General features: G+C 60.2%; 21 protein-coding genes. 11 read left to right on the top strand and 10 right to left on the bottom strand.

What is annotated here, in order from left to right; genetic code table 11:
* Positions 1 to 29 precede the first annotated feature (29 nt).
* Positions 30 to 4,880, bottom strand: a complete 4,851-nt coding sequence (locus PSUM_RS05770; RefSeq protein ID WP_083349182.1) for a dermonecrotic toxin domain-containing protein — start codon at positions 4,878 to 4,880, stop codon at positions 30 to 32.
* Positions 4,881 to 5,063: 183 nt separating this feature from the next.
* Between PSUM_RS05770 and PSUM_RS05765 the strand changes: the two genes are divergently transcribed.
* Positions 5,064 to 6,104 (top strand): Ldh family oxidoreductase, encoded by a 1,041-nt coding sequence (locus PSUM_RS05765; protein WP_083349181.1) that lies wholly within the window; start codon positions 5,064 to 5,066, stop codon positions 6,102 to 6,104.
* An 84-nt stretch (positions 6,105 to 6,188) separates the two neighbouring features.
* On the opposite strand, the gene PSUM_RS05760 is transcribed toward PSUM_RS05765, so the two are convergent.
* A complete protein-coding gene (locus PSUM_RS05760; protein ID WP_020797178.1) occupies positions 6,189 to 6,506 on the bottom strand; it encodes an ElaB/YgaM/YqjD family protein in 318 nt (105 codons plus the stop codon).
* Positions 6,507 to 6,670: 164 nt separating this feature from the next.
* Here PSUM_RS05760 and PSUM_RS05755 point away from each other — a divergent pair, with 164 nt between their 5' ends.
* On the top strand, positions 6,671 to 6,922 hold the full coding sequence (locus tag PSUM_RS05755; RefSeq protein ID WP_083349180.1) for a hypothetical protein: 252 nt from the start codon (positions 6,671 to 6,673) through the stop codon (positions 6,920 to 6,922).
* A 120-nt stretch (positions 6,923 to 7,042) separates the two neighbouring features.
* On the opposite strand, the gene PSUM_RS05750 is transcribed toward PSUM_RS05755, so the two are convergent.
* Positions 7,043 to 7,951, bottom strand: a complete 909-nt coding sequence (locus PSUM_RS05750) for a LysR family transcriptional regulator (protein ID WP_083349179.1) — start codon at positions 7,949 to 7,951, stop codon at positions 7,043 to 7,045.
* A gap of 84 nt (positions 7,952 to 8,035) precedes the next feature.
* On the opposite strand from PSUM_RS05750, the gene PSUM_RS05745 reads away from it, so the two are divergent.
* Complete coding sequence (locus PSUM_RS05745; RefSeq protein ID WP_083349178.1) at positions 8,036 to 8,959, top strand: carbon-nitrogen hydrolase family protein; 924 nt, start codon at positions 8,036 to 8,038, stop codon at positions 8,957 to 8,959.
* Here PSUM_RS05745 and PSUM_RS05740 read toward each other — a convergent pair.
* Together PSUM_RS05740 and PSUM_RS05735 are read right to left on the bottom strand one after the other, a co-directional pair.
* Positions 8,949 to 10,376: a nucleobase:cation symporter-2 family protein gene (locus PSUM_RS05740; RefSeq protein WP_083349177.1), complete on the bottom strand. Its 1,428-nt coding sequence runs from the start codon at positions 10,374 to 10,376 to the stop codon at positions 8,949 to 8,951. The genes PSUM_RS05745 and PSUM_RS05740 overlap by 11 nt on opposite strands.
* Before the next feature lie 189 nt (positions 10,377 to 10,565).
* Positions 10,566 to 11,459, bottom strand: a complete 894-nt coding sequence (locus PSUM_RS05735; RefSeq protein WP_042955335.1) for a LysR family transcriptional regulator — start codon at positions 11,457 to 11,459, stop codon at positions 10,566 to 10,568.
* A gap of 101 nt (positions 11,460 to 11,560) precedes the next feature.
* Between PSUM_RS05735 and PSUM_RS05730 the strand changes: the two genes are divergently transcribed.
* Both PSUM_RS05730 and speB read left to right on the top strand, forming a co-directional pair.
* Entirely contained in the window at positions 11,561 to 12,652 is a 1,092-nt protein-coding gene (locus PSUM_RS05730; protein WP_083349176.1) for a polyamine ABC transporter substrate-binding protein, read from the top strand.
* A 13-nt stretch (positions 12,653 to 12,665) separates the two neighbouring features.
* The gene (speB, locus tag PSUM_RS05725) at positions 12,666 to 13,625 is read left to right on the top strand and encodes an agmatinase (protein ID WP_083349175.1); all 960 of its coding nucleotides are present in this window, start codon (positions 12,666 to 12,668) and stop codon (positions 13,623 to 13,625) included.
* 24 nt (positions 13,626 to 13,649) lie between these two features.
* Here speB and PSUM_RS05720 read toward each other — a convergent pair whose 3' ends face one another.
* Positions 13,650 to 14,702, bottom strand: a complete 1,053-nt coding sequence (locus PSUM_RS05720; protein ID WP_083349174.1) for an aldo/keto reductase — start codon at positions 14,700 to 14,702, stop codon at positions 13,650 to 13,652.
* Positions 14,703 to 14,870: 168 nt separating this feature from the next.
* Here PSUM_RS05720 and zapE point away from each other — a divergent pair, with 168 nt between their 5' ends.
* The 3 genes from zapE (at position 14,871) to PSUM_RS05705 (ending at position 17,219) form a co-directional block, all read left to right on the top strand.
* Complete coding sequence (gene zapE, locus PSUM_RS05715) at positions 14,871 to 15,989, top strand: cell division protein ZapE (RefSeq protein WP_033042471.1); 1,119 nt, start codon at positions 14,871 to 14,873, stop codon at positions 15,987 to 15,989.
* A gap of 18 nt (positions 15,990 to 16,007) precedes the next feature.
* Positions 16,008 to 16,589 (top strand): DinB family protein, encoded by a 582-nt coding sequence (locus PSUM_RS05710; RefSeq protein ID WP_020797167.1) that lies wholly within the window; start codon positions 16,008 to 16,010, stop codon positions 16,587 to 16,589.
* A 138-nt stretch (positions 16,590 to 16,727) separates the two neighbouring features.
* Entirely contained in the window at positions 16,728 to 17,219 is a 492-nt protein-coding gene (locus PSUM_RS05705; RefSeq protein WP_020797166.1) for a GNAT family N-acetyltransferase, read from the top strand.
* A gap of 132 nt (positions 17,220 to 17,351) precedes the next feature.
* Here the strand turns inward: PSUM_RS05705 and PSUM_RS05700 are convergent, their stop codons facing one another.
* The 4 genes from PSUM_RS05700 to PSUM_RS31785 all read right to left on the bottom strand — a co-directional run bounded on the left by PSUM_RS05700 (position 17,352) and on the right by PSUM_RS31785 (position 22,273).
* Positions 17,352 to 17,567: a hypothetical protein gene (locus PSUM_RS05700; RefSeq protein WP_020797165.1), complete on the bottom strand. Its 216-nt coding sequence runs from the start codon at positions 17,565 to 17,567 to the stop codon at positions 17,352 to 17,354.
* 109 nt (positions 17,568 to 17,676) lie between these two features.
* On the bottom strand, positions 17,677 to 19,917 hold the full coding sequence (locus PSUM_RS05695; protein ID WP_020797164.1) for a TonB-dependent siderophore receptor: 2,241 nt from the start codon (positions 19,915 to 19,917) through the stop codon (positions 17,677 to 17,679).
* 236 nt (positions 19,918 to 20,153) lie between these two features.
* Positions 20,154 to 21,899: a phosphoethanolamine transferase CptA gene (locus PSUM_RS05690; RefSeq protein WP_033044627.1), complete on the bottom strand. Its 1,746-nt coding sequence runs from the start codon at positions 21,897 to 21,899 to the stop codon at positions 20,154 to 20,156.
* Between the two features lie 197 nt (positions 21,900 to 22,096).
* Entirely contained in the window at positions 22,097 to 22,273 is a 177-nt protein-coding gene (locus tag PSUM_RS31785; protein ID WP_020797161.1) for a DUF6026 family protein, read from the bottom strand.
* Between the two features lie 273 nt (positions 22,274 to 22,546).
* On the opposite strand from PSUM_RS31785, the gene gnd reads away from it, so the two are divergent.
* From gnd to PSUM_RS05675, 3 genes are read left to right on the top strand one after another with little or no spacing between them, the layout of a single operon-like run.
* The gene (gnd, locus tag PSUM_RS05685) at positions 22,547 to 23,527 is read left to right on the top strand and encodes a phosphogluconate dehydrogenase (NAD(+)-dependent, decarboxylating) (protein ID WP_020797160.1); all 981 of its coding nucleotides are present in this window, start codon (positions 22,547 to 22,549) and stop codon (positions 23,525 to 23,527) included.
* Positions 23,524 to 25,047: a glucose-6-phosphate dehydrogenase gene (gene zwf, locus PSUM_RS05680; RefSeq protein WP_020797159.1), complete on the top strand. Its 1,524-nt coding sequence runs from the start codon at positions 23,524 to 23,526 to the stop codon at positions 25,045 to 25,047. The genes gnd and zwf overlap by 4 nt, the downstream gene beginning before the upstream one ends.
* Positions 25,044 to 25,865, top strand: a complete 822-nt coding sequence (locus PSUM_RS05675) for a Cof-type HAD-IIB family hydrolase (protein WP_083349173.1) — start codon at positions 25,044 to 25,046, stop codon at positions 25,863 to 25,865. The genes zwf and PSUM_RS05675 overlap by 4 nt, the downstream gene beginning before the upstream one ends.
* Positions 25,866 to 25,882 lie beyond the last annotated feature (17 nt).

Below are 25,882 nucleotides of genomic sequence, written 5' to 3'. Positions count from 1 at the left end.
ACCCATCAAACGACGGTTTATTTTCTGAATCAAGGCGCGTGGGTGTGTAGCTCCCGCCCAAGCTGACTGATTAACCAGGCCACGCTGTCAGCATTGCCAAGTTGTACCGCCAGGCGAGTCAGTGAGTTTTTTTTGAAGATCTCACGGGCACCGCTCAGGTTTTGCGCGCCCGTCAACGCCAGAATATGCGCTTTTACCCGACCGGTATCTTCCAAAGTAGTACTTCCCGGGTCTTCCCATTCGCCGGTGTCGGGATCCTGGGTCATGAACAGTTGTGTGTAGGGTGTCTTGATCGACAACGCGGTGTCCTGAACACTGGTCAGCGCATTTTTAAGCTGGCTGGCGGTCCCGCTGGCAGTGCCGATCAGATCGGCAAAAGGTCTACCAGGGTCCATGTAGGAAATGTCCTCGGACTGACAAACGATGTGTGAAAGTTCATGCAGGAGAGTCGTCGCCCGTGCATGCGTACTGATCGGGAAGGTCTTGTCGGTAAGGTGTTGGCGGTAGTGCTCGTAACCGGTGTCAAAGAACTTTTCTCCCAGATAGATTTTCTTTTTTATGTCCTTCGGGACGACAAAACCGAATGTATTCTCGGCGCCTTCGATTACCCTGCCGACGACAAAACGATCGGACTTGGCCTTTCTGAGGGAAGGGTCCAACAAGGCGGCGAACATGTCGCCCACGACTTTTTCCAGCTTTTCCACATGTGCGGGCAGTACTTCTGGCACGTCGAGGAAACGCTTGATGAGTTGGTGCACGGGGGTGGTCGTGTCGTTGGCGTTCTTCAGCAACTGCAGGTTTTGAACACTGTTCCAGGCATAACTCGTTGCCAGGTCCAGCGCTTCGTCGATTTGCCGGGCCTTGAGCGGGAAAAGGCGTCGTATTTGCGCCATTCCATGGGCGTCGATGTTCATGCCGTCCCAGGCCGCTGCCAGCGCATCCAGTCGGCGGATGAGGCCAAATTGCGGTGTGGGTACAGCCCGGTCGAGCACCCATTGTTTCGCTTCGTTTTGCCGTAGATAAGGGCCGAGCGCCTGTGTGTCGGCGATGCGCCAGCGGGTGCCGCGTTTGGCCACCGCGAATACCTTGCCTTCCACCGGCGCGTAAAGTTGCCGGGTCGTCGGGTGCGCGTAGAGCCCGGGTGTTGAGTCGGGCTTGAGCGTAGCCAGGTCGACGTGCAGACGTTCATGGCGCTTCAGGCCAGTGCGTTCGGGGGCGGTGACCTTGATGTCCTGCCATTTACAGGCGGCTTCAGGTTTTTCTTGCAGCGCAACGGTCGGCCTGGAAGTCGGCGCTGCGGGAATGTCCAGCGATTGGCGCAACGACGCGAGTTGAGCAATGCCGCTGATGAACGCCTTGATGGCCGCCGACCATTTATGCGTTTGCAGGTCTTCAGCGGATTGCTTGATGTCACGGTAGCTGTAGTACACCGTGACAGGGTAGGCCAGCTTGCCCATGAAAAACGAGTAGGCCTCGTGCAGGTCTTCACCCAGAACGTGCTTGATGGTTGCCCATTCACCCTGCTTTCTGTCATCGGACTGACAACCGAGCAATCGGCCCAACAACGCGGCATTGTCATGGAACAATTGACCGAACAGGTGCCCCTTGATGGGGTTGGATGCCAGCGTGACTTCGGCTCTGGTATTGCCAGAGGCCACCGGCGCGGCTCTTGTCGCCCGGTTGCTGGACGTTGCCATCCGCGTCTCCAGCAAGATCCGCTCGGGGTTCTCCAGGTTCATGAGTATCCAATCGAGCAGTGGGCCGCGAGTCTTCAGTTCGGCCAACAACTGGGCTTCGCTTGCGTATTCCTTCATCCCGTGCCGAGGACTGTGAGGGGCCAACAGCACCTGCGGCGCTGTGCTGTCTGCCGATGAACCGATCAGGTAGATGCCTGGCACCTTTACGGTTTGGCCGCTACTGACACCGAGGAACTCCAACGGCCGAATGATGGCGTGGGCACCTTCGACGGCGGCTCGGGCGATGGCGTCCGGCATGTCCATGACTTGGCGGACAAGGTCAAAACCGGTTTCGCTCAAGCGCTCCTGCAGTTTTTCTTCATGGGCGTGGTGCATCAGTTGCCAGGGCAGTTGCGTGTAGAAACGCTGCCGGCGAACCCTGTTTGCCTCTGTATCGGCGAGGGCTGCGCTGAGTATTTTCCGCTGATGCTCACCCGGTTTCAGATTGCGTATCAGGTCTTTGATGTAGCGTTCGTCGAAGCCTTGCGCAATGGCCGTGGTGTCCAGGGACGTCAGTTTGAGGTGGACGGTGTCCAGGTCCTTGAGGTGAGCCAACGCAAAATCGGTCAGGGTCTGGCTGCTGGACGCAGTCCTGGCACTCGCGCTGATCTCGACCTGGACCTTGTCGGGGTCGATGTTGAAGTTGTCTGCCTTGAGTTGTTTTTCCAGTTCATGGTGGGCAGTGCGCTGCAATGAGCGGATGCCGGTGAGGTAATCCTGGTCGTCCTTTACGTTTTTCAGGTATTGCTCAAGCAGTTCGCCATGCAGGATCAGCTCATTGATCGACGCCTTGGCCAGCCAGGCCGGCAGTTTTTGCTGGGTGGTCAGGGACTGGGCGATGTCAGTCGCGCGACCGAGGCCGGTCATCGGCTCACGCAGGGCTACCAGATTCAACAGATTGGCCAGCGGCGCGGGGGAGAGTGGGGTGGTCAGTGCACGGGTGACGAAGGCTTGGTCCAGATCAACAAAGGGCTTTTGCACATGGTCGAGGAAATGCCCATGAATCCGTTGCAGCGGCGCCAGCGTGTAGACTTTGCCCGGCGACCGCTCGCTGCGGCCGAGGTTTTCCAGGAGCATAAAACGATGATTTTCGTTTTCCAGGCGCCGTTCGAGCTCGTCCTTTAGCGGCGTCAGTGCCTTGAAGGCTTCAAATCCCAGTGCTGGCGTCCACAGAATGGCTTTGCCCGAGTGCACCGGATCCAGGCCACCCCGTTCAGTCAAGACAAAACAACCGGCCAGTTTCAGCGGGGTCGCAGTGGCGCCAGCGTTCAACGCCAGGGCAAAGACTTCCGGTAAAAACCCGTTCAATGCTGCTCGCTGCCAGTGTATGGGCGTATCGAGCACGGTTTTGATGATCGCCTGTTCTGACGCACCCAGAGTGCGCGAGACGGTGCGCAGCTTCAGTTCACTGCGCAGGGCCGTTGACAGGGTATGGGTAAAACTCGATTGCAAACTCGCCAGCGACAGGTTGACCAGGCTTCGCGCATCGGTGAACGTGCGGGTCGCCGTGGGAATGGCCGGGTGTTTTTCAAGAAGTTGATCGAGCGCCTGTTCGACCGAATTCAGCAGCGACAGCTCCTGTTTGGCCGACTCGGCGCGCACGGTGGCCGGTCGCGCGTTAATGCCGCGGTCCGGCCGTGTGCTCCAGCGTCCCTGGGCTTCAGCCAGCAGCAAGTGGTGATCGATCAATCCCCGGACGTCCAGGGCGTTGTCGAGCAAGGCGTGAGGGTCCAGCATGCCTTCGCTTTCACGGTAACGGCTCAACGCATGGCTGAGGTTTTGCCGTTGTTTATCCACGATGTCATGCATCAAGCGAGTAAACACCGAGCCGACGATGGGCTCACCGATGATCAGCCGTTCGTTCGGTTGCAGACCCAGAAAGGTGCTGCGTTCGTCCAATGACATGAAATTGAGCAACGTGTCTTCATGCCCCTCGCTTTCGAGCATCTGCAGGACGATTTTTTTCACCGCGGGCAGGTCGCTTGAGGCCTCGATGCCTCGGGACGGGCTGTACAGGAAACCCAACGAGTTGGCGCCGCCAATCATCAAGGTCGAGGCAAGCTCCGCAAAATGTTTGAAGGGGGCGGTGACCCGTACTTTTTCTATGCGAAGAGGGTCAATCGAGGCGGGGGCGAGGCTGACATTCATCAGTCGCTGGTATTGCTCTGTGGTCAAAGTGCCCTGCTGACGCTGGTGTAACAGTCTCGCGTGAAAAGTGTCACGCAAGCTCTCGGCGAAAAACGCCTGTCGCGACAAGCCATTGGCCATGGGCGTGTTCCAGAACGTCGCAAGCAGGCTGTGCAGGTGCGGGGTGAGACTCTGCGCGATTTCTTTTATTGCGCTTTCCCAGGCCTGGTTGTCGGCATCGCTGCTGATGACGTGCTCGGGGTGTGCAAACACCCGGGAGTCGCCCCTTGGCCACTGGTTCGTCAGGTAAAAAACCAGCAGCGCGCTGCTCAATGGCATCGAGGCAACCGTATGAGTCGATTTGCCGTCATCAAACGCAGAACCTGTACCGACAAAGCTTTTCAGCTGCGTCAGGCGCTGGTCGAGTTTGGGGAACGACTTGTACAGCGAGTGCTTGAGGGTGTCGTCCAGCATTGATTGCAAGGTGGGCATCTTGACCAATTCGTCGATCATCGCCTTCAGGTTGTGTTCCTGCTGTTGCTTGAGCGTGAGTTCCTGATCTTCAAACACGGCACCGTCGATTTCGCGGGTGGAAATATCGCGTGCTGCGACGGCGGCCATGCGTTGTTCGATGGAGAGGAAACGCAACAGTTCACGTTGTCCAGTGGCCTGCGCCAACCACTCTTCAAGTTTGCTTTTGAGGTCGATCATGTCCGCGAATTTGATCAAGCCTTTCCACGGTGTGTAGAGCGTGACCTCGCCATTGCCGGGTCGGCTCATGGCAAAGCTGCCGGCCAACGGGATGTCGGCCTTGTCGGTCAAAGACAACAGCAGATTGAAGACCTGCATCGGTTTTACATGGCTTTTGCGGGCTGCCTGGGTCGGCAGGTAAACCGTCTTCAGCCAACTCAGATCGTCCAGGGTAAAGCCCAGCGCATTTTCCCGCTCGCCGGGTTGCCTGGCACTGGACGCGCGCTCAGCCTCGTCAAAAAAATACGGCAATGCAGGTATTGTCATGATGCTTCCTCGTTGGACTGCGACACTGTTCGGCGCAGGTCGTTGAATCGAGGGGCGACAATAGGGAGCGGGATCAGGTTGGGTGCGGTACATATTGCTTGCGCGAGAGACTTGACAGGACGCCGGTAAGAAAGCGCTTAATCGACATGTCGCCCGCCTCTAACAATAAAACTGGAGCTTCAGATGACCGCTTCGCCTGAAATGGCAGTCAGTTCGGCCAACTCAACCCTGGATTTCGATTCTGTCGTCCTGTTGCTCGAACGCATTTTCGTTCGGCACGGCACCTCCAACGAGGTTGCCAGGACACTGGCCCTCAACTGCGCCGGTGCCGAGCGCGATGGTGCCCACAGTCATGGCGTGTTCCGCATGCCCGGTTATGTGTCCACGCTCAAGAGCGGCTGGGTCAATGGCCAGGCCGTGCCTGTGGTCGAGGACGTGGCCTCGGGTTTTGTCCGGGTGGATGCCGGCAATGGTTTCGCCCAACCGGCGCTCGCCGCCGCACGCGCCTTGCTGGTGGAAAAGGCTCGCAGTGCCGGCATTGCGGTGTTGGCGATTCGTAACTCCCATCACTTCGCGGCGTTGTGGCCGGACGTCGAGCCGTTCGCCTATGAAGGGCTGGTGGCGTTGAGCGTGGTCAACAGCATGACCTGCGTGGTGCCACACGGCGCCGATCGCCCACTGTTCGGCACCAACCCGATTGCCTTCGCCGCCCCACGGGCAGACGGTGAGCCAATTGTCTTCGACCTGGCTACCAGCGCCATTGCCCATGGCGATGTGCAGATCGCCGCGCGCAAGGGCGAACGTTTGCCGCAGGGCATGGGCGTCGACAGCCTTGGCCAGCCGACCCAGGACCCGCAGGCAATTCTGGAGGGAGGCGCGTTGCTGCCGTTTGGTGGCCATAAAGGTTCGGCGCTGTCGATGATGGTGGAGCTCTTGGCGGCGGCGTTGACCGGCGGCAACTTCTCGTTCGAGTTCGACTGGAAGAACCACCCGGGGGCCAAGACTCCGTGGACCGGCCAACTGTTGATCGTTATCGATCCGGCCAAGGCGGCCGGGCAGAGCTTTGCCGAGCGCAGCCAGGAGTTGGTGCGGCAGATGCACGGTGTGGGGCTCAAGCGGTTACCGGGTGATCGGCGTCATCATCAGCGCGCCAAGTCCAGTGCGGGCGGCATCCAGCTCGATGCGGATACGCTGGCGAATTTGCGGGAATTGGCCGGCGACTAGATATTGAAATGTGGACTTGTGGGAGCGAGCAAGCCCGCTCCCACAAGGAATGCATTTCATTTTGAGGTTGTTTGCCGGTAGTGCTTACCGTCGCCCCAACAACAAGCCCACGACCAACCCAAACCCGGCGGAAATGGCCACGGTCTGCCATGGGTGCCCACCTATGTAGGTTTGCGTGGCTTCGACCGCCGGCAGGGTCCGAGCGCGGACGCTGGTAACGGAGTCCCGTGCCTGTTGGAGTTTCTGGGAGATTTGTCCACGAAGCGTGTCTGCTTCTTCACCGACCAGTGACGCACTGCTCTTGAGCAGTTTTTCCGACTCTTCGATCAGCGACTGAAGTTCGCTGAAAGCCTGGTCCTTGATCTGGTCTTCGGCAGCTTGTGCGGCGGTTTTGCGGGCCATTGGGTGACTCCTTGCAGGTAATGGACAGTGAACAATGGAGTCCGCCGCGATAGAAAAAGTTGCAGTGACATTGCGTGCGGACGCCATCCTGTTGAAAAATCCAGCGCAGGACATTTCTTCCTACAGTGTAAGATGTAGCCTATTTACGCAGCAGGTAATTTCCCATGAGTTTCAATCTGGCCGACAAACCCCTTGCCGAGCGCGCAGCGCTGGAAGACGAGAAATCCCGTCTGTTCGAACTCTGGCAAAACAACCTGGGCAAGGCCAAGGGCGAAGCCGCACGTCTGTTCGGTGAGCGCGCCAAGCGCAAGGGCAAATGGGCCGAGTGGGTGCGCGCCGAGCTGGATAGCATGTCGCCACCGGAGTTTTCGAACATGGTGCGCAGTGAAGTCAATCGGCTGATGGCGGCCAAATAATTTCTCGCGGCTGTACCCGATCTACTGTAGGAGCGAGCACGCTCGCGATGGACGTCAACGATAACGAGGGCTTTCTGGGAGACCACGCTGTCCGGACGTTTTTCGCGAGCGTGCTCGCTCCTACAGGAAGCTGGCGGCAATCGCTTCACGCACCTTCACGACTACGGGATCGAGCTGGGTGCTGGTGCGCCAACCCATTTCGATCGGGTAGCGCGGCAACGCCAGGGGGCAGGGCAGTAGTGCCAGGCCGCTGAGCGTGGCGATGCTTCGGGCGGCATGGGCCGGAATGGTCGCCACCGCCTGGCTGCCCTTGAGCAGATATGGCAACGCGGCGAAATGCGTGGTCGAAGCGCACACCCGGCGGCTAAGGCCCAGTGCGGCCAATCCTTCGTCAGTGATCCCGATAAAGCCACCCGATGACACCAGGATATGTTCACGGGTGACGAACTCTTCAAGCTCGATGGTTTGCTGTCCCGCGGCAAGACTCATCGGGTCGACCAGGCACAGGTAATCGCCTTCACCCAATACCTGGCGACTGAGCAACCGCTCGGCAAACCCGCCGGCCGTGATTGCCAGATCGATGCTGCGTTCCATCAAGGCGTGGGCGACGATCTGACTGTGGGTCTGGCGGAAGATCAGCCTCAGTTTCGGCGCGCAACGGGCGATTTCCTCGATCAAACGGCGACCGTAGGCGATTTCGAAATCATCCGACATGCCCACTGTGACCGAGCGCCCTTCGTAGTGATGGGCCGCCGGGTCGACCATCGCCAGGCTTTGCCGGCATTTGTTCAGCGCGTCGCTGACCACCGGTTTCAACTGATTAGCCTTGAGCGTCGGCGCCAGGCCGCGGCCGGTGCGCACAAACAACTGATCGCCATACAGCTCGCGCAGCCGGCGCAATGCCGCGCTTACCGCCGACTGCGTGACGCCCAGGCGCAACGCCGCGCGGCTGGCGCTGGACTCTTCGTGCAAGGCTTCGAAAACTTTGAGCAAGTTGAGGTCGACGGTGGCGATATTCATCAGGTTCATATCATTCAGCAGTGAACAGGGCTTTATTCATGATCCGGTAGCGCCTGAGAATGAGCAACACCCGATTCGAATGGAGTTACGGCAATGCCCAAGTCAATCGTTGCAGCACTGCAAATCGGCGCTCTACCCGGCGGCAAGGCCGAGACCCTGGAGCAGATTCTCTCGTACGAAAATGCCATCCTTGAAGCCGGTGCGGCGTTGGTGGTCATGCCCGAAGCGTTGCTGGGTGGTTACCCGAAGGGCGAGGGGTTCGGCACGCAACTGGGTTACCGACTGCCGGAAGGCCGGGAAGCATTTGCCCGATATTTCGCCAACGCCATCGATGTGCCTGGCGCGGAAACCGAAGCGCTGGCGGGGCTGTCGGCGCGCACCGGGGCCAATCTGGTCATTGGTGTGATCGAGCGCGCTGGCAGCACCTTGTACTGCACCGCGCTGTATTTCGATCCGCAGGCTGGACTGGTCGCCAAACACCGAAAGCTGATGCCCACGGGCACCGAACGGCTGATCTGGGGCAAGGGTGATGGCTCGACCTTACCGGTGATCGACAGCCAGGCAGGGCGGATCGGCGCGGTGGTGTGCTGGGAAAACATGATGCCGCTGTTGCGCACCGCGATGTACGCCAAAGGCGTGGAGGTGTGGTGCGCACCCACGGTGGACGAGCGGGAGATGTGGCAGGTGAGCATGCGCCACATCGCCCATGAAGGGCGTTGCTTCGTGGTCAGCGCCTGTCAGGTCCAGGACTCACCGCAGGCCCTGGGCGTGGAGATCCCCCATTGGCCGGAGGACCGTCCGTTGATTGCCGGTGGCAGCGTGATCGTCGGGCCGATGGGGGACATACTCGCCGGGCCGCTGCGGGGAGGGCGCGGATTACTCACCGCCCAAATCGACACCGACGACCTGATCCGCGCGCGTTACGACTACGACGTCGTCGGTCATTACGCGCGCCCCGACGTGTTCGAGTTGACCGTGGATGAGCGTGCCAAACCCGGCGTCAGGTTCAACACTTGACCGGCACCTCCGGGTTTTCCATGACCTGGAGGATCGAGGCTTCCGGATCGAAATCGTCTTCTTCCAGCTCGATGAATTCCTCCGGCAGGAAGATGTTCAGCACGATAGCGCACAACGCGCCGACGGTAATCGGCGATTCGAAGATGTTATGCAGCGCCTTGGGTAGCTCGCGCAACACTTCCGGCACGGCCGCCACACCCAGGCCCATGCCGATGGAAATCGCCACGATCAGCATGTTGCGTCGATGCAATCCGGCTTCGGCGAGGATCTTGATCCCGGCCACGGCGACGGTGCCGAACATCACCAGTTCAGCACCGCCGAGCACCGGCTTGGGCATCAGCTGCAGCACGGCGCCGATCATCGGGAACAGCCCCAGCAGCACCAACAGGCCGGCAATGAAAAACGCCACGTAGCGGCTGGCCACGCCGGTCAGCTGGATCACCCCGTTGTTCTGCGCGAAGGTCACCATCGGCATGCTGTTGAACACCGCGGCCATGGCTGAGTTGAGGCCGTCGGCGAGCAGCCCGGATTTGATTCGGCGAATGTAGACCGGGCCTTTGACCGGTTGACGGGAAATCATCGAGTTGGCGGTCAGGTCACCGGCCGCTTCCAGCGGCGACACCAGGAAAATTACCGCCACCGGGACGAACGCCACCCAGTCGAAGGCAAAGCCATACTTGAACGGTACCGGCACGCTCATCAGCGGCACGGCCGGCAAGCTGGCGAAATCGACGTGGCCCAGCATCCAGGCGACGGCGTAGCCGAGGGTCAGGCCGATGACAATCGCACCCAGGCGCAGGAACGGCACGTCCACCCGGTTCAATATCACGATGGTGCCGAGCACCAGGGCTGCCAGGCCCAGGTGACTGGCCGCGCCGAGGTCGGGGGCGCCGAAGCCGCCAGCGATGTCGGTCATGGCGACCTTGATCAACGACAGGCCCATCAGGGTGATGATGGTGCCGGTCACGACCGGGGTGATCAGCATCCGCAGCTTGCCAATGAACTGGCTCAACACCACTTCGATGAAGGCGGCGAAGAAGCACACGCCGAAGATCGTCGAAAGGATTTCATCGGTGCCGCCGCCCCGGGCCTTGACCATGAAACCGGCACTGAGGATGACGCTGATGAACGAGAAACTGGTGCCTTGCAGGCACAACAGGCCCGAGCCCACCGGACCGAAGCGCCGGGCCTGGACGAAAGTGCCCAGGCCCGAGACGAACAGCGCCATGCTGATCAGGTAGGGGATTTCGCTCTGCAAGCCCAGGGCACTGCCCATGATCAGTGTCGGGGTAATGATCCCGACGAAGCTGGCGAGCACGTGCTGCAGCGCGGCGAACACCGTGGCGGTGAGGTGCGGGCGGTCGTCGAGGCCGTAGAGCAGGTCACTGTGGCGCGGGGTTTTTTCAGGGGAAGTCATGGTGGTTTATGTGCCGGGAGGCGGGGCCGGGTCAGAAAATGGAGGCGCAGGATGCCAGAAAGACTTTGAAACAGAAACTCGGGATTGTCCCAATCCCGTAGTGAGGGCATTCATCTGTGGTGGGTGGATTTATCTGTGGCGAGGGGATTTATCCCCTCGCCACGGATACATACCCAAGGCACAGAGTGTTCAGGCAAACGCCGCGAGCAGGTCCTCTTCAAACGCCTTCTGCGCATCCCCCGGTACCTGCGCGCGATGGCGAGCAAGGTGAAACGCCACCTCGAAACTCAAGTCGTCGCGACGTACTGGCCGCAGCAAACCCTTGTCCTCCCAACTGCGGGCGAAATGACTGGGCAGATATCCCACATGCTTGCCAGACAGGATAAAGGCGAGGGTGCCTTCGACCTGCTCCGAGCGCGCCGAGCAGACCTTGCCTTGAAAGGGTTCGTCGCTGCGCAGGAAGCGGTAGGGGTGATCGACCCGGTCGCATGCCTGGAGCGCCTGGTCATCCGGCGCCTCGTCGGTGAACAAGGGATGGCCAACGGCGCAATACAGGTGCTGGGTTTCGGTAAACAGCTCGCGGTAGTCAAACGCGCTCTGGATCTGCGAGAAATAGCCGATGGCCAGGTCCAGCCGCTGCTGCAACAGCAAGCGCTCCATGTCGCCGGGCATGGCGCTCATCAACTCGATGCGCACCGATTCGTCACGCTCGCGAAAGCGCCGGATCGCTTCGGCCACCCGCTGCAGCACCGATTGGTCGAGCGCTTCGGACAAGCCCAGGCGCACCTCGCCGATCAAGCGCCCGGCCACGCCGTTGGACTGGTGACGAAACGCCTCGATGGACTGGAACAGGCTGCGCGTCGCACTAAGCAATTGTTCGCCTTTGGGCGTGATCCGAAAGCCACCCTTGCCACGGCTGCACAAGCGATAGCCGAGACGGGTCTCCAGCCGGGCCATTTGCTGGCTGATGCTCGACTGGCTCAGGCCCAGTTCACCCTGGGCTGCGCTGAAGCCACCGCACTCGACGACGCTGACAAACAGGCGCAGCAATTGAAGGTCCAGGTCATGCAGTTGACCGAGCATCAAGCATTACTCCGGGATAATGTCAGGTTAACAATCTTTATATTTTACCAATGTAATCGACGGCGCATCCTGCATCCACTTCCCCCGGTCAGGTGTTGGTCATGAATTGCCTATTCAAGCTGTGTGTTCCCGCGCTGTTCCTTGCCATGGCCACCGCGGCTCAGGCCGAGGACAAAGTCGTCAATCTGTACAGTTGGGCCGATTACGTCGCGCCCGAAACCCTGCAGCGCTTTGAACAGGAAACCGGTATTCACGTGCGCTACGACACGTTTGACGCGCCGGAAGTGCTGGAAACCAAATTGCTCACCGGCGGCAGTGGCTATGACGTGGTGGTGCCGTCGTCCAGTGTCCTGGCCCGTGGCCTGGCGGCCGGTGCGTTGCAAGCCATCGCCCACGAAGGCTTGAAGGGCTACGCCAATCTTGATCCGGACTTGCTGGAGAAACTCGCTGCGGTTGATCCCGGCAATCAATATGGCGTGCCCTACACTTGGGGCACCCTGGGGTTGGGGATGAATATCGAGGCGCTGCACAAACGCCTGCCGAACGTGCCGCTCAACAGCCTGGACCTGCTGTTCAAACCCGAGTACGCCAGCAAGCTCAAGGACTGCGGCATTGCGATCATCGACTCGCCGCAGGAAGTGATCGGCCTGGCATTGCATTACCTGGGCAAGGACCCCTACAGCACCGACAAGAAAGATCTCGACGCGGCGCAAGCGCTGCTGCATCAACTACAGCCTTCGGTGCTGTATGTCGCAAGCGGCCGGCAGATCAACGACCTGGCCAACGGCAGCGTCTGCCTGGCCCTGGCTTACAACGGTGATGCCAGCATGGCTGCCGATCAGGCGCGCAAAGCCAACAAGCCCTATGAAATCGCCTATCGGATTCCCAAGGAAGGCACCCTGGTTTGGCAGGACAACCTGGCGATCCCCAAGGATGCGCCACACCCGGAAGCCGCGCGCCAATTCATCGAATTCATGTTGCGCCCCGAGTCCGTCGCCGCGCTTACCAACACACTGTTCTTCGCCACCGCCAACCAGGCCGCGACGCCGCTGGTCGACGAGGCGGTGCGCAGCGACCCGGACATATTTCCACCCGCCGACATCCGTCAGCGCCTGTACGCCGACCGCAGCATGAACCTCAAGGACATGCGCCAGCGTACCCGCGTGTGGACCACTTTCCGTAGCCGCCAATAACAAGGAACCTTCAATGGACGTCCCCCTGCAGAACGACCAGGCCATCACCCGTGACAGCCTTTATGGAACCGCCGCCGAAAGCACCTATGCCGGCATCACAAGTTTCATGCGTCGACGCTACAGCCGCGACTTGCGCGGCGTCGACGTCGCGGTCAGCGGCGTGCCGTTCGACACCGCGACCAGCAACCGCCCCGGCGCCCGCTTCGGACCCCGGGGAATCCGTGCCGCGTCCACCGGGATCGCCTGGGAGCGCCACTGGCCGTGGACCTTCGACCCATTCGATCATCTGGCGGTGGTCGACTTCGGTGACTGCGACTTCGACTACGGTTCGCCGCAGTCGACTCCCGAACGTATCGAAGCCCATGCCGAGCACATCCTCGATGCGGGCAGTGCCATGCTGACCTTCGGCGGCGACCATTTCATCACCTATCCGCTGCTCAAGGCCCATGCGCGCAAGCATGGTGCGCTGTCGCTGATTCACTTCGACGCTCACAGCGATACCTGGCCGGACGAAGAGGGCAAGCGCATCGACCACGGCACCATGTTCTGGCATGCGGCCAAGGAAGGACTGGTCGATCCGTCACGTTCGGTGCAGATCGGTTTACGCACCACCAACGATGATCACCAGGGCTTTGCGGTGCTGGACGCGCGGCAGGTGCACCGGCGTGGCGTCGATGCGATCGTCGAGGCCATTCGTGCAAGGGTCGGCGACAACCCGGTGTACCTGACGTTCGACATCGATTGTCTCGACCCGGCGTTCGCACCGGGCACCGGCACCCCGGTGTGTGGTGGCTTGAGTACCGTGCAGGCGCTGGAAATCCTCGGCGGCTTGCGCGGGATCAACCTGGTGGGCATGGATGTGGTGGAGGTGGCGCCGGCCTACGACAATGCGGACATCACTTCATTGGCGGCGGCGACGCTGGCGATGGAGATGCTGTGCCTGTATGCGGCGAAACATAAGCTCGATCTGTAACACACGCTCCTACAGGGGGCGGTGTCAGGCCACCGGAATTTTCGGTAGATCCAGGGTTACACCCCCGCTGAACCGCGCGAACGACCCGGCTATGGATTCGTGCGGCACGCCCTTGGGCACATCACTGACCCCGTCGAGCCGCGCCAGATGCTCTTCGTCCAGTTCTACGTTCAACGCCCCCAGGGTTGCATCCAGTTGTTCACGGGTGCGCGAGCCCAGGATCGGAATCAGCGTGGTGGTCGAGCGCCTGGCTTGTTCGCGCAACCAGGCAATGGCCACGTGGGTGGGGCTCGCGCCCAGCTCCGTGGCGACGGCCAGCAGGGTATCGAGCAGGGCGGTCTCGCGGGCGCTTTTCTCGGCGTGAACCAACATCCCCAGTTTGCTGGCGCGGTTGTCGCCATCGCCAGTGCGGTATTTGCCGGTGAGAAAACCTCCTCCCAGCGGTGACCACAGGGTCGCGGCCAGGCCCAGGGCTTCAGCCATGGGCAGTTGTTCGCGTTCGGCGCTGCGTTCGGCCAGGCTGTACTCGACCTGGATCGCAGCAATCGGCGCAAAACCGCGCACTTCGGCCAACAGGTCGGCGCGGGCGATGCGCCACGCCGGAAAGTTCGACAGCCCGGCGTAATGGATCTTGCCGGCGCGCACCAGGTCGTCGAAACCGCGCAGGATCTCTTCCATCGGCGTCACGCCGTCGCTCATGTGTGCCCAGAACAGGTCCAGGTGATCGGTTTTCAGCTGCTTCAAGCTCTCTTCAACGGCGCGAACCATATTCTTGCGGTTATTACCGGTGTGGGAAATGCCGGCGTCCGGCGTCGTGCCCAGCGTGTATTTACTGGCGATGACCAGATGGTTGCGTTCGACTGCAATGAATTCGCTGAGCATGGCTTCCGACTGGCCCGCTTGGTAGCCGTTGGCGGTGTCGATGAAATTACCGCCCGCGGCGAGGTAACCATCAAAGATCCGCTTGGCTTCTTCGCGCTCGGCACCATGACCCCAGCCGGTGCCAAAGTTGCCGGCACCCAACGCCAGTTCGGAAACCCGCAAGCCGGTTTTACGGCCGAAAACTTTGTAATGCATGGGGGAGACTCCTGAGGGGCCGTTCGAATAATTTATATGTTATGTGTCATCTATTAAATATGATGCCAATCATATTTTCCGTCAAGGCGTATTTTCCTTTAGCGAAAAGCACACAAACGGCGTGAGATTTCACAGATGACGCTGTCGACGGGTGGCATACTGCCGCGCATGAATGTCGACTCTCCCCTCAGTGCCTGGCAGCACGCGATCGAACAGAAGGGTTTCGTCCAGGACGAAGCCCAGGAACATGCCGTCTGGGCTCTGCAAAAGTGCCATGAAGCGCTTCATGAAGGCCGCAGGCCGATGATGGGCGTGTACCTCTGGGGTCCGGTCGGGCGTGGCAAGACCTGGTTGATGGACCAGTTCTACCAGAACCTGCGGGTGCCGGCCCGGCGTCAGCATTTCCACCATTTCATGGGTTGGGTGCACCAGCGTTCATTCCAGCTGACCGGTACCGCCGACCCATTGAAGGCCTTGGCCCGCGAACTCAGCGAAGAAGTGCGGGTACTGTGCTTTGACGAATTGTTCGTCAATGACATCGGCGACGCGATCATCCTCGGGCGCCTGTTCCAGGTGATGTTTGAACAGGGCGTGGTGGTGGTCTGCACCTCCAACCTGCCACCGGACCAGTTGTACGCCGACGGTTTCAACCGCGATCGCTTCACGCCGGCCATCGCCGCGATCAAGCAGCACATGCAAGTGATCGCGGTGGACGGCGGCGAAGACCATCGCCTGCATCCGGGGCAGGGCTTGCAACGTTACTGGGTGGCGGCGCCCGGTCAGCCCAGTGCACTGGCAGACGTATTCAAGGTACTGACCCTGGGCCAAGCGGTTTCCAGCGCGCCGATCAAGGTCGGCTACCGTTCGCTGGAAGTGGTTCAGGCCAGCCAGAGCGTGCTTTGGTGCCGTTATGCCGACCTCTGCGAGCAGCCCTTTGCCGCGATGGATTTCATGACCCTGTGCGACACCTTCAGCGCTATTCTTCTAGGTGACGTGCCCAACCTCAGCGCGCAAAAGCGCGCCGGGCGCATTGCCCGGGGCACTGAGGACGGGGTCGAGCGCGTGGTGGCAGGCGACCGGGAATTGCCGCAGTTGTCGGTGCACGATGATGGCGTACGGCGTTTCATCGCGCTGGTGGACGAGTGTTACGACCGTAAAGTGCCGCTGTACCTCGAAGCCCAGGTGCCCATGGACGCGCTTTACACTGAGGGCTACCTGGAATTTCCGTTCCGCCGCACCCTCAGTCGCCTGCAGGAAATGCAGCTGCAACGTTTTGCCGAGGCGTGAATTCCAGGAGGCGTGAACATGAATCAACCTCTGTCACACCATTTGTTGACCATGGCCTATCAGAATGCCTGGGCCAATCACCGGTTGGCCAAGGCCTGGTGTCAGTTGAGCCAGGAGGCGTTGGCGGCCCCCCGGGTCAGCTTCTTTCCCAGTATCATCGCAACCCTCAACCACATCCTGACCTGCGACTGGTTTTACGTGGATGCCCTTGAGCGCGAGTTGCGCGGTGACGACCCTCATCCTGATTGCTACGTGTTCTTCAAGGACGACGAGCCGTTTACCCAGGCCGTCGACCTCAAGCGCGAACAGGCGCAGGTCGACCGGCGATTGATCGCCTACTGCGAACAAATGCGCGACGTCGACCTCGGCAAGATCGTGACCATTGCCCGGGATACACCGCAATACGACAGCCGCCTGCGCCTGCTGTCGCATCTTTTCGAGCATCAGATTCATCATCGCGGGCAGGTGCACGCGATGCTCAGTGGGACTTCGGTGAAGCCGCCGCAGCTGGACGAGTTTTTCTGTGCCGGCGAGTCGCACCTGCGGGCTGAGGATTTTGCCGAGCTGGGATGGACCGAAGCGTTGATCTGGGGGCATTGAAATCAAAAGATCGCAGCCTCTGCAGGCGCTGCCGAAGGCTGCGGCCTTTTGATCTTGCAACACACATGACGCTCAGGATAGGGTCGCACTCCGATGCCAATTACGCACCGGTACTACTTCATGTGATCGAGGATGGAAATGGATTCCGCAGAAATTCTTGTGCTTCAAGCCAGCTATACCAATCCGGTACATGCCGAGGCGATCTGCCTGGTATTGAACAGTTACGCCGAAGATCCAATGGGGGGTGGTCATTCTCTTCCTGCCACAGTGCTGGAGCATCTGCCGGCTGAATTGGCCAAGCGCCCCCATGCGTTCAGCGTGCTGGCCTTCGTGGGCGGCGAACCGGCCGGGTTGATCAATTGCTTTGAAGGGTTTTCGACCTTTGCCTGTCGGCCATTGGTCAACGTGCACGACGTGGCGGTGGTGCCGAAGTTTCGCGGCTTGGGTCTGAGCCAGCGGATGCTGCACAAGGTCGAGGACATCGCTCGCCAGCGCGGCTGCTGCAAGATCACCCTTGAGGTGCTGGAAGGCAATGGGCCGGCGCAGGCGTCCTACACCAGGTTCGGCTTTGCCCCGGGAGAGTTCGATCCGGCGCACGGGCGCATGATGTTCTGGATCAAGCCGCTTTAATCCCCCTGTGTAGGAGCGAGCATGCTCGCGATGGACTCAAGGACAACGAGGGGTATCTGGTGCCCCGCGTCATCGTTGACCACCATCGCGAGCATGCTCGCTCCTACAGAAAGACAGACAGGCAGAAGTCGATCATTTCGGCCTATAGGACTCGGTCATTTGCGCGGTTTGATCGTCCGGCACTCGCAGTTCCTTCGCCTGGCCTGGCGTGATGTTGCCCAGCGCCACCTGCTGGTTGTAGTGCAAGGTCTCGTAGTAGTAGCGCATGCGTTCGGCGCCGCCTTCGGCAAAGGCGCTGGCGGAGCCTAACGTCATCAGGACTGCGAGGATCAACGTGGATCTTTTCATGGTGTGCCTCCCACTTACAGATGTCGGATGCCTTTCGTCCATGAGTCAATGAATCAAAGTCGAACGCTCATTATCCGCCGATTCCGTTAAATGGGAATTAACATCGCCTCTAGAGTGTCCAGTCCAGGCTCAGGGTCACCGTGCGCGGATCGCCCCAATACACACCGTTATAGAACCCGACGTTATCGTAGTACTTCTTGTCGAACAGGTTGTTGACGTTCAACGAGGCTGACAGGTGCCGCTCGAATGCGTAGCGCGACATCAGGTTGACCACGGTGTAGGCCTGCTGGCGGATGTCCGTGCGCGCGGTGACCAGGCTGCCATCGGCGCCGCGCCCGACCGGGCGACTGGCGTTGCGATACACGTCGCTCTGCCAGTTCACTGCAGCACCCACGGTCAACGGCTGCCACTCGCCGGGCAAGTGATAAGCCGTGGAGAAGCGCAGCATGTTCAACGGTTGGTTGGTGTTGTTACGTTCCTTTTCACCGTTGACCGAGTGGGTGTAGGTGTAACCGGCGGTCATGTTCCAGCCCTGCATGACTTCGCCTGACGCCTCGGCTTCAAAACCCTGGACTTTGTTGCCCTTGCCGCCGGACTTGAAGAACTCTTCGCCGGTGACCGGGTCCGGCGGAACGGAATCGTCAAGTTCCGCGACGTTGTCCTGCTTGCTCCAGAACAACGCGGTGGCGAGGTTCAATCGCTCTTCGAGCAGGCTGCCCTTGAGACCCAGTTCATAGTTACTGCCGACCACAGGTTCAAGGTACTTGCGATTGCTGTCGCGGTTGGACTGTGGTTTGAAAATATCGGTGTAGCTGACGTATGCGGTGTACTGCGGGGTGAGGTCGTAGAGCAACCCGGCGTACGGCGTCCACATATCATTGTGCTGTTGGCTGCTGTGGTCGACGCTGGTCAGTTGCAGGTTGGCGTCATAGGCGTTGGTGGTGCTTGAGGCCTTCCAGCTGCCGTAGCGGCTGCCGAGTACCGCGTGCAGTTCATCGGTGAGGCTCAGGCGCGTGGCCAGGTAGCCGGCCTTTTGCCGAGTGTTGTCTTTAGCCCCGGAAAGGCCGGTGACGGTGTCGGGAAACTTGCCGATGTTGCCCATGTACTTCCAGTCGGGGACGTTTTCGTAATCCGCGGCCCGTGGGCCGTCTTGCGTGAAAGGACTTTCTTCGCTGCGTTCGGCCTCGCCATAGCCGACCATCATTTCGTGGTAGCGTCCCAGCAGTGTGTAGGGGCCGGACACGTTGAAGTCATAGGCTTTCATTTTTTGCGTGCCGATCATGTGACTGACGTTGGCGACCATGCCGCTGCGGTCCGCCTCGGGAAAGCCGCCACCGGCATAGTAGATCTTGCCGTCGGTGTCACTTTCACGGTGGGTGTAGGCGGCCTTGAGTTGCCACCCGCCACCGAGCTGGTGATCGAGGTTGGCGAACGCAGTCTTGTCCTTGAGCGGCCAGGAACTCCAGGACGTGGCCATGTTGGTCGAGCGCCCAAGGTTGGCCTTGCTGCCGTCAGCGTTCCAGTACGGCACCGTGCCCCAGGACGTACCTTGCACGTGCTTGTCCTGATAGTCGTAACCCACCGCCAGCAGGGTGTCGTCGGTCAGGTCGGCCTCGAGCACCCCGTAGCCGACTTCCCGTTGCTGCTGGTATTTGTCCCGGTACGAATCGCTGTCGCGATAGGCCACCACTCCACGACCGCGCAGTCGCCCGTCGAAAGCCAGCGGACCGCCGACGTCCAGGTAGCTGTAGTAGTCGTCATAGCTGCCGCCACTGACGCCGGTCTTGGCCTCCCACTGCGAAGTCGGTCGCTTGCGCACCATGTTGATGGTGGCCGAAGGGTCGCCTGCGCCGGTGGTCAAGCCCGTTGCACCGCGTACCACTTCGATGCGGTCGTAGATGATGGTGTCGGAATCGGACTTCATGTAGCTGAAGGTATTCAGCATGCCATCGACCTGGAAATTGTTGATCGTGTAGCCACGCGAGGAATAGCTGACACGGTCCGAGTCGTTGTGCTGGACCACCACGCCTGTGGTCTGGCTCATGGCTTCGGACAGGCTACCGAGTTTGAAATCGTCCATTTGCTGGCGCGTGACCACGGAAACCGATTGCGGCGTGTCCTTGATCGACAGGTTCAGGCGGGTGGCCGTGCTCATGGCACCGGTGGTGTACGACTCGGTGTTTTCAGTAGTGCTGCCCAGGTTCTGGGCGGTGACGTTGGTGGCACCGAGCATGAGGGTGGACGCCAGCGGGGCGGGCTCGGTCTCGGATTCAGCCAGTAGATCCGGGCTCAGTGCGGCGCCGCACAGGCCAAGGGTAAAAGTCATGGAACGGGTGATAGGCGCGAACATCGCGGCCGACTCCTTGTCGTCGAGGGAAAATTCCGTTTATGCAAAGACGAAGGAGGGGGGAGGGATTTAGGGGTAAACGAGAATAATTATTATTATGACGTTGCTTCCTACAACACGAAACAACTGTGGGAGCGAGCCTGCTCGCGATGGCGATGGATCAATCAACATCAATGTTGACTGTGCCGACGTCATCGCGAGCAGGCTCGCTCCCACAGGTTTGAATGGTGTTGAAAGGACTACTTTTGCACGACTTCAGGCAAGACTGGCGCAGCTTTTGGCTTGATCAGGCTGAAATCGATCAAGGGCCGCTGTTGCCGCTCATAAGGGTTGCCGATCAGCAATGGGCGCGCCTTGAAGCTGTCGCTGACCACGCTCTTGCTGCGATCGAGTTCATCGAAACTCAACCCCGCCAGGTCTGCCCAGGTATGGATCAGGTGCGAACTGCTGTACGGGCGCCCCAGGTCGCCGGCAAAGTTCCAGTCGTGGGTTTCGCGCCACTTTGGCGAGGCCCAGGCCATGAACGGGATGGTATACATCGGCGCCGTCGGCTTGCTCTCGTTGCGCCCGAGGGTGCCATGGCCAGGGGAGTCGAACACGTCTTCGCCGTGGTCGGAGAGGTAGAACAGGAAGCCATTCGGATCAGACTTGGCGAAGTCCTTGATCAGGCTCGACACCACGAAGTCGTTGTACAGCACGGCGTTGTCGTAGCTGTTATAGGTGGGCAGTTGATCGTCCCTTACGCCGGCCGGAACACCGTTGCGATCCTTGAACTTGTCGAAGGTCGCAGGGTAGCGGTACTGATAGCTCATGTGCGTGCCAAGCAAATGCACCACGATCAGCTTGCGCGGTGCCGCGTCGGCCAGGGCCTTGTTGAACGGCTCGATCACATCGCCATCGTACTGGGCGGCATTCTGGTTGCGATTGTTGTTCAGGTACACCTGTTCGTCAGCCTGCTCGGAAAAGGTCGTGAGCATGGTGTTGCGCTTGGTCATGGTCTGCTGGTTGGTGATCCAGAACGTCTTGTAGCCAGCCTGTTTCATCATGGCGACCAATGAAGGCGTGGACAGGTACAGCTCAGGGTTTTCTTCGTCGGCGAAAGTCAGAACCTGTTGCAATGCCTCGATGGTGTAGGGGCGCGGCGTGATGACGTTATCGAAGACCGCCAGTTGGTCCTTGAGCTTGTCCAGTTCCGGGGTGGTTTGCCGAGGATAGCCGTACAGGCTCATGCGCTGTCGGTTGGTGGATTCGCCGATCACCAACACGAGGGTGGCGGGCTGGTTGGCCGTCGAATCCTTGAAGTTGTGCAGTGGTGCGGCCTTGCTCGCGCTGTGCAGCATCTGCTGCATGTTGGCCAGGGTATCGAGGTAGCGGTGATAGGCCACGGCCATCTGCCACGGCACAGCCGGCTCGATGCGTGTTTCGAATTTCTCGAAGCCCTCGGCGAAGCTGCCGGTACGCAGGGTTTGTTTGACCAGCGGATAACCGACCACGCCGACCAGTATGGCGGTGGCCACCGCCAGGGCCTTGGCGCGAGGCAGGTACACCGGGCGCAGGCGTGTCCACAGGAAATAGCCGACCGCGGTGTGCGCGAGGAAGGCCGGAACCATCCACCAGGCAAAATACTGGGTCATGTATTCGCCAGCTTCGGACACGTTCGACTCGAACATGATGAAGATGACGCTTTGGGAGAATTCCTGCTGATAAATGAAGAAGTAACCGAGGCTGGCCATCGAGCACGCCCACAGCACCACGCCGATGACCGCGGCCATCACTCGGGTTTGCCTCGGGAACAACAGCATCGGCGCCAACCAGATGGCACTCATCACGAACGCCTGGCGAAACCCGGTGAAACCGGAGGTGCCGGTCAGCTGGATCAACAGCTGGGTGATGCCGGAAAAATACCAGAAGAACAGGAACAGCCAGAGGAACCCTGCCCAATCGAAACCTTCCGCAGACGAATCGCTGCGTTTAAACCAAGTCATTCAACGCTCCAGCCAGTAGTCACTCGTACCGCCAGGCCACGCAAGCGCCGAAAACGGCGGCCGCGCACAGTCCAGGCGGCGCACAATGCGCCGGAGTATCAACAGGCGAATGTGAAAATTTCGTGAGTGATCGCAGGCAAAAGGGGATACGGCGCGCCGGAAGCAGTGCAGTACTACTTCCGACAAAGGCGAGGAGATCAGGCGTGCGGTGCCCGCTGGGGCAATGGCAAGGGCTGTTGGCCCTGAATCAGCAAGCGCAATTGCGCCAGCTCCTGTTTCAACTGGTCACGCTCGTCTTTCAACTGACGCAATTCATCGCGACGGATAGTGACGTAAAGGGTTTGTGCTGGCAGTGCGGTGTGTACTGTGCCCATTGCTCACCTCGCAAATGGCGTGTCTCAACTGTAGGTTGGCCGCCGAAATCGGTGGCTCATCTACTATCGGCGCCAATTTTGATTTCTTTTGCCCCTGAAGGGAACTTTTTTATTTTTCATGGTCGTTGTGTCTTCGGCACGATTCCCGACGTTATCCATCAGGATCGGGCACAATGCCCGGAAACTTCATGCCAACGCTCTGGACTAACCTCATGAGTCGCGTTGGGCTATAACCTTTGACACACTTTTATTTGTAGTAGGGAGCATCAGCACATGCAACTCGGGATTATTGGACTGGGCCGCATGGGCGGCAATATTGCGCGGCGCCTGATGCTCAACGGACATACCACCGTTGTGTACGACCGCAATACCGCCTTCGTCGATACCTTGAGCAGCGAAGGCGCCACCGGCGTCGCCGATTTGCCGGCCCTGGTCGCTGGCCTGGCCAAACCACGAGCGGTGTGGGTCATGTTGCCGGCAGGCGCACCGACCGAAGACACCATCGACACCCTGAGCACCTTGCTCGAAGCCGGCGATACCATCATCGACGGCGGCAACACCTTCTATAAGGACGACATCCGCCGGGCCAAGACCCTTTCGGAAAAAGGCCTGCACTATATCGACGTCGGCACCTCCGGCGGTGTCTGGGGCCTGGAGCGCGGCTATTGCATGATGATCGGCGGCGATACGCAGACCGTTAAGCGTCTTGATCCGCTGTTCGACAGCCTCGCGCCAGGCATGGGTGATATCCCGCGCACCAAGGACCGCAAATCCGATGACGATCGCGCCGAGCGCGGTTACATCCACGCCGGTCCCGCCGGTGCCGGGCATTTCGTCAAGATGATCCACAACGGCATCGAATACGGCATGATGCAGGCCTTCGCCGAAGGTTTCGACATCCTCAAGACCAAGTCCAGCACCAAGCTGCCGGAAGACCAGCGTTTTGACCTGAACGTCGCCGACATCGCCGAAGTCTGGCGTCGGGGCAGCGTGGTGTCGTCCTGGCTGCTGGACTTGACGGCCGACGCGCTGGCCAGCGATCCGAAACTCGACGGCTTCTCGGGTTCCGTGGCTGACAGCGGCGAAGGTCAATGGACCATCGAGGCCGCCATGGAGCAGGCCGTGCCTGTACCGGTGCTGTCGAACTCGCTGTTCGCCCGCTACCGCTCCCGTGGCCAGGGCACTTTTGGCGACAAGATTCTCTCGGCCCAGCGCTTCGGCTTCGGCGGCCACGTGGAGACCGCGAAAAAATGACCCATGGGATCCGCAGGAAATCCAAGACTGAACCCGCGCCACCCACCACGCTGTTCCTGTTCGGCGCCCACGGTGATCTGGTCAAGCGCCTGCTGATGCCGGCGCTGTACAACCTCAAGCGCGACGGTTTACTCGGGGATGGCTTGCGGATCGTCGGCGTTGACCATAACGCCATCAGCGATGAAGGCTTCGCGCAAAAGCTCGAGGACTTCATTCGCAATGAGGTGGCCGGCAAAATCGGCAAGGGCGATCAGGCCCTTGACCCGGCTGTGTGGGCCAACCTCGCCAAAGGCATCAGCTACGTCCAGGGCGATTTCCTGGACGACGGCACTTATCAAGCGCTGGCGGCAAAAATCGCCGCCAGCGGCACTGGCAACGCGGTGTTCTACCTGGCCACCGCGCCACGCTTTTTCAGTGAAGTGGTGCGCCGTCTCGGCGCGTCCGGCTTGCTGCAGGAAAGCCCCGAGGTGTTTCGCAGAGTGGTGATCGAAAAGCCTTTCGGTTCCGACCTGCAGACCGCCGAGGCCCTGAACGCCTGCCTGCTCAAGGTCATGACGGAAAAGCAGATCTACCGTATCGATCATTACCTGGGCAAGGAGACCGTGCAGAACATCCTGGTCAGCCGGTTCTCCAACAGCCTGTTCGAAGCGTTCTGGAACAACCATTACATCGACCACGTGCAAATCACCGCCGCCGAAACCGTCGGCGTCGAAACCCGTGGCAGTTTCTACGAAAACACTGGCGCCCTGCGGGACATGGTGCCCAATCACCTGTTCCAGTTGTTGGCGATGGTGGCCATGGAGCCACCGGCCGCGTTTGGCGCCGATGCGGTTCGCGGCGAGAAAGCCAAGGTGGTCGGCGCGATTCGTCCCTGGTCGGTGGAAGAGGCCCGGGCCAATTCGGTGCGCGGCCAGTACACCGCTGGCGAAGTCGATGGTCAGCGACTGCGCGGTTATCGCCAGGAAGACAAGGTAGCGCCCGACAGCAACACCGAAACCTATGTCGCCCTGAAAGTCATGATCGATAACTGGCGCTGGGTCGGCGTGCCTTTCTACCTACGAACCGGCAAGCGCATGAGCGTGCGCGACACCGAGATCGTCATCTGCTTCAAACCTGCGCCTTATGCGCAGTTCCGCGATACCGAAGTCGATGAGCTGGCACCCACCTACCTGCGCATCCAGATTCAACCCAACGAAGGCATGTGGTTCGACCTGCTGGCCAAGCGCCCCGGCCAGACCCTGAAGATGGACAACATCGAACTGGGGTTTGCCTACAAGGATTTCTTCGAAATGCAGCCGTCCACCGGCTACGAAACCTTGATCTACGATTGCCTCACCGGCGATCAGACCCTGTTCCAGCGTGCCGACAACATCGAGAACGGCTGGCGTGCGGTGCAGCCTTTCCTGGACGCCTGGCAGCAGGATGCCAGCGTGCAGGGCTACGCTGCAGGCGAAAACGGACCGCAAGCCGCCGAAGAACTGCTGGCTCGCGATGGTCGCGTCTGGCACGGCCTCGGATGAGTGACGAGTCGCAACAACCCATCCGCTTGCTGCTCAGTGACATGGACGGCACGTTATTGTTGCCCGATCACAGCCTCAGCCAACGCACCATCGACGCGGTCCGTTCGTTGCGTGAAGCCGGAGTGTCGTTCAGCCTGGCCACGGGGCGTCCACCCAGGGCCATGTTGCAAACGATCGAGGCCTTGGGCGTTGACCTGCCCACGGCAGCCTTCAACGGCGGCACCGTCGTTCATCCCGATGGCAGTTTGCTCGTCGCGCATTATTTACCGGCCGCGGCGGCATTGATGACCCTGGCGCTGTTCGCCGATCAACCGGAGATCGAAGTCTGGGTGTTCAGTTGCGGCGACTGGCTGGTGAAAGACGCGACCGGCCCCTTGGTGCCGCGCGAACAACACGGGCTGGGATATCCGCCAGTGGTGGTCGAAAGCTACGAACCGTACCTGGCCCGCATCGACAAGATCGTCGCCGCCAGTAACAACACGCAGTTGCTGGTTGAGCTGGAGGCCCGGTTGCTGGCGAAAGTTGAAGGCCAGGCCCAAGTCTCGCGTTCACAACCGGTGTATCTCGACGTAACTGCGATGCAGGCCAACAAGGGGCAGGCGTTGGCGACGCTGGCCGAGTTTCTCGGTGTGCCGCTGGAGCAGACAGCGGCCATGGGCGATGGCGGCAATGACCCGGCGATGTTTCATGTGGCCGGGTTGTCGATCGCCATGGGCCAGGCGCAGGACGAAGTCAAACGTCAGGCCGATGTGGTAACGGGGGCCAACACCGAGGACGGGGCGGCCCAGGCCATCGAGCGCTACATCCTCCCTCGATAGCCACACAATCCAAATGT

The sequence above is a fragment of the Pseudomonas umsongensis genome (assembly GCF_002236105.1).
GTDB lineage: Bacteria > Pseudomonadota > Gammaproteobacteria > Pseudomonadales > Pseudomonadaceae > Aquipseudomonas > Aquipseudomonas umsongensis.
Note: the sequence above shows the minus strand (reverse complement) of the source record. Positions and strands in the feature narration are given on the sequence as shown.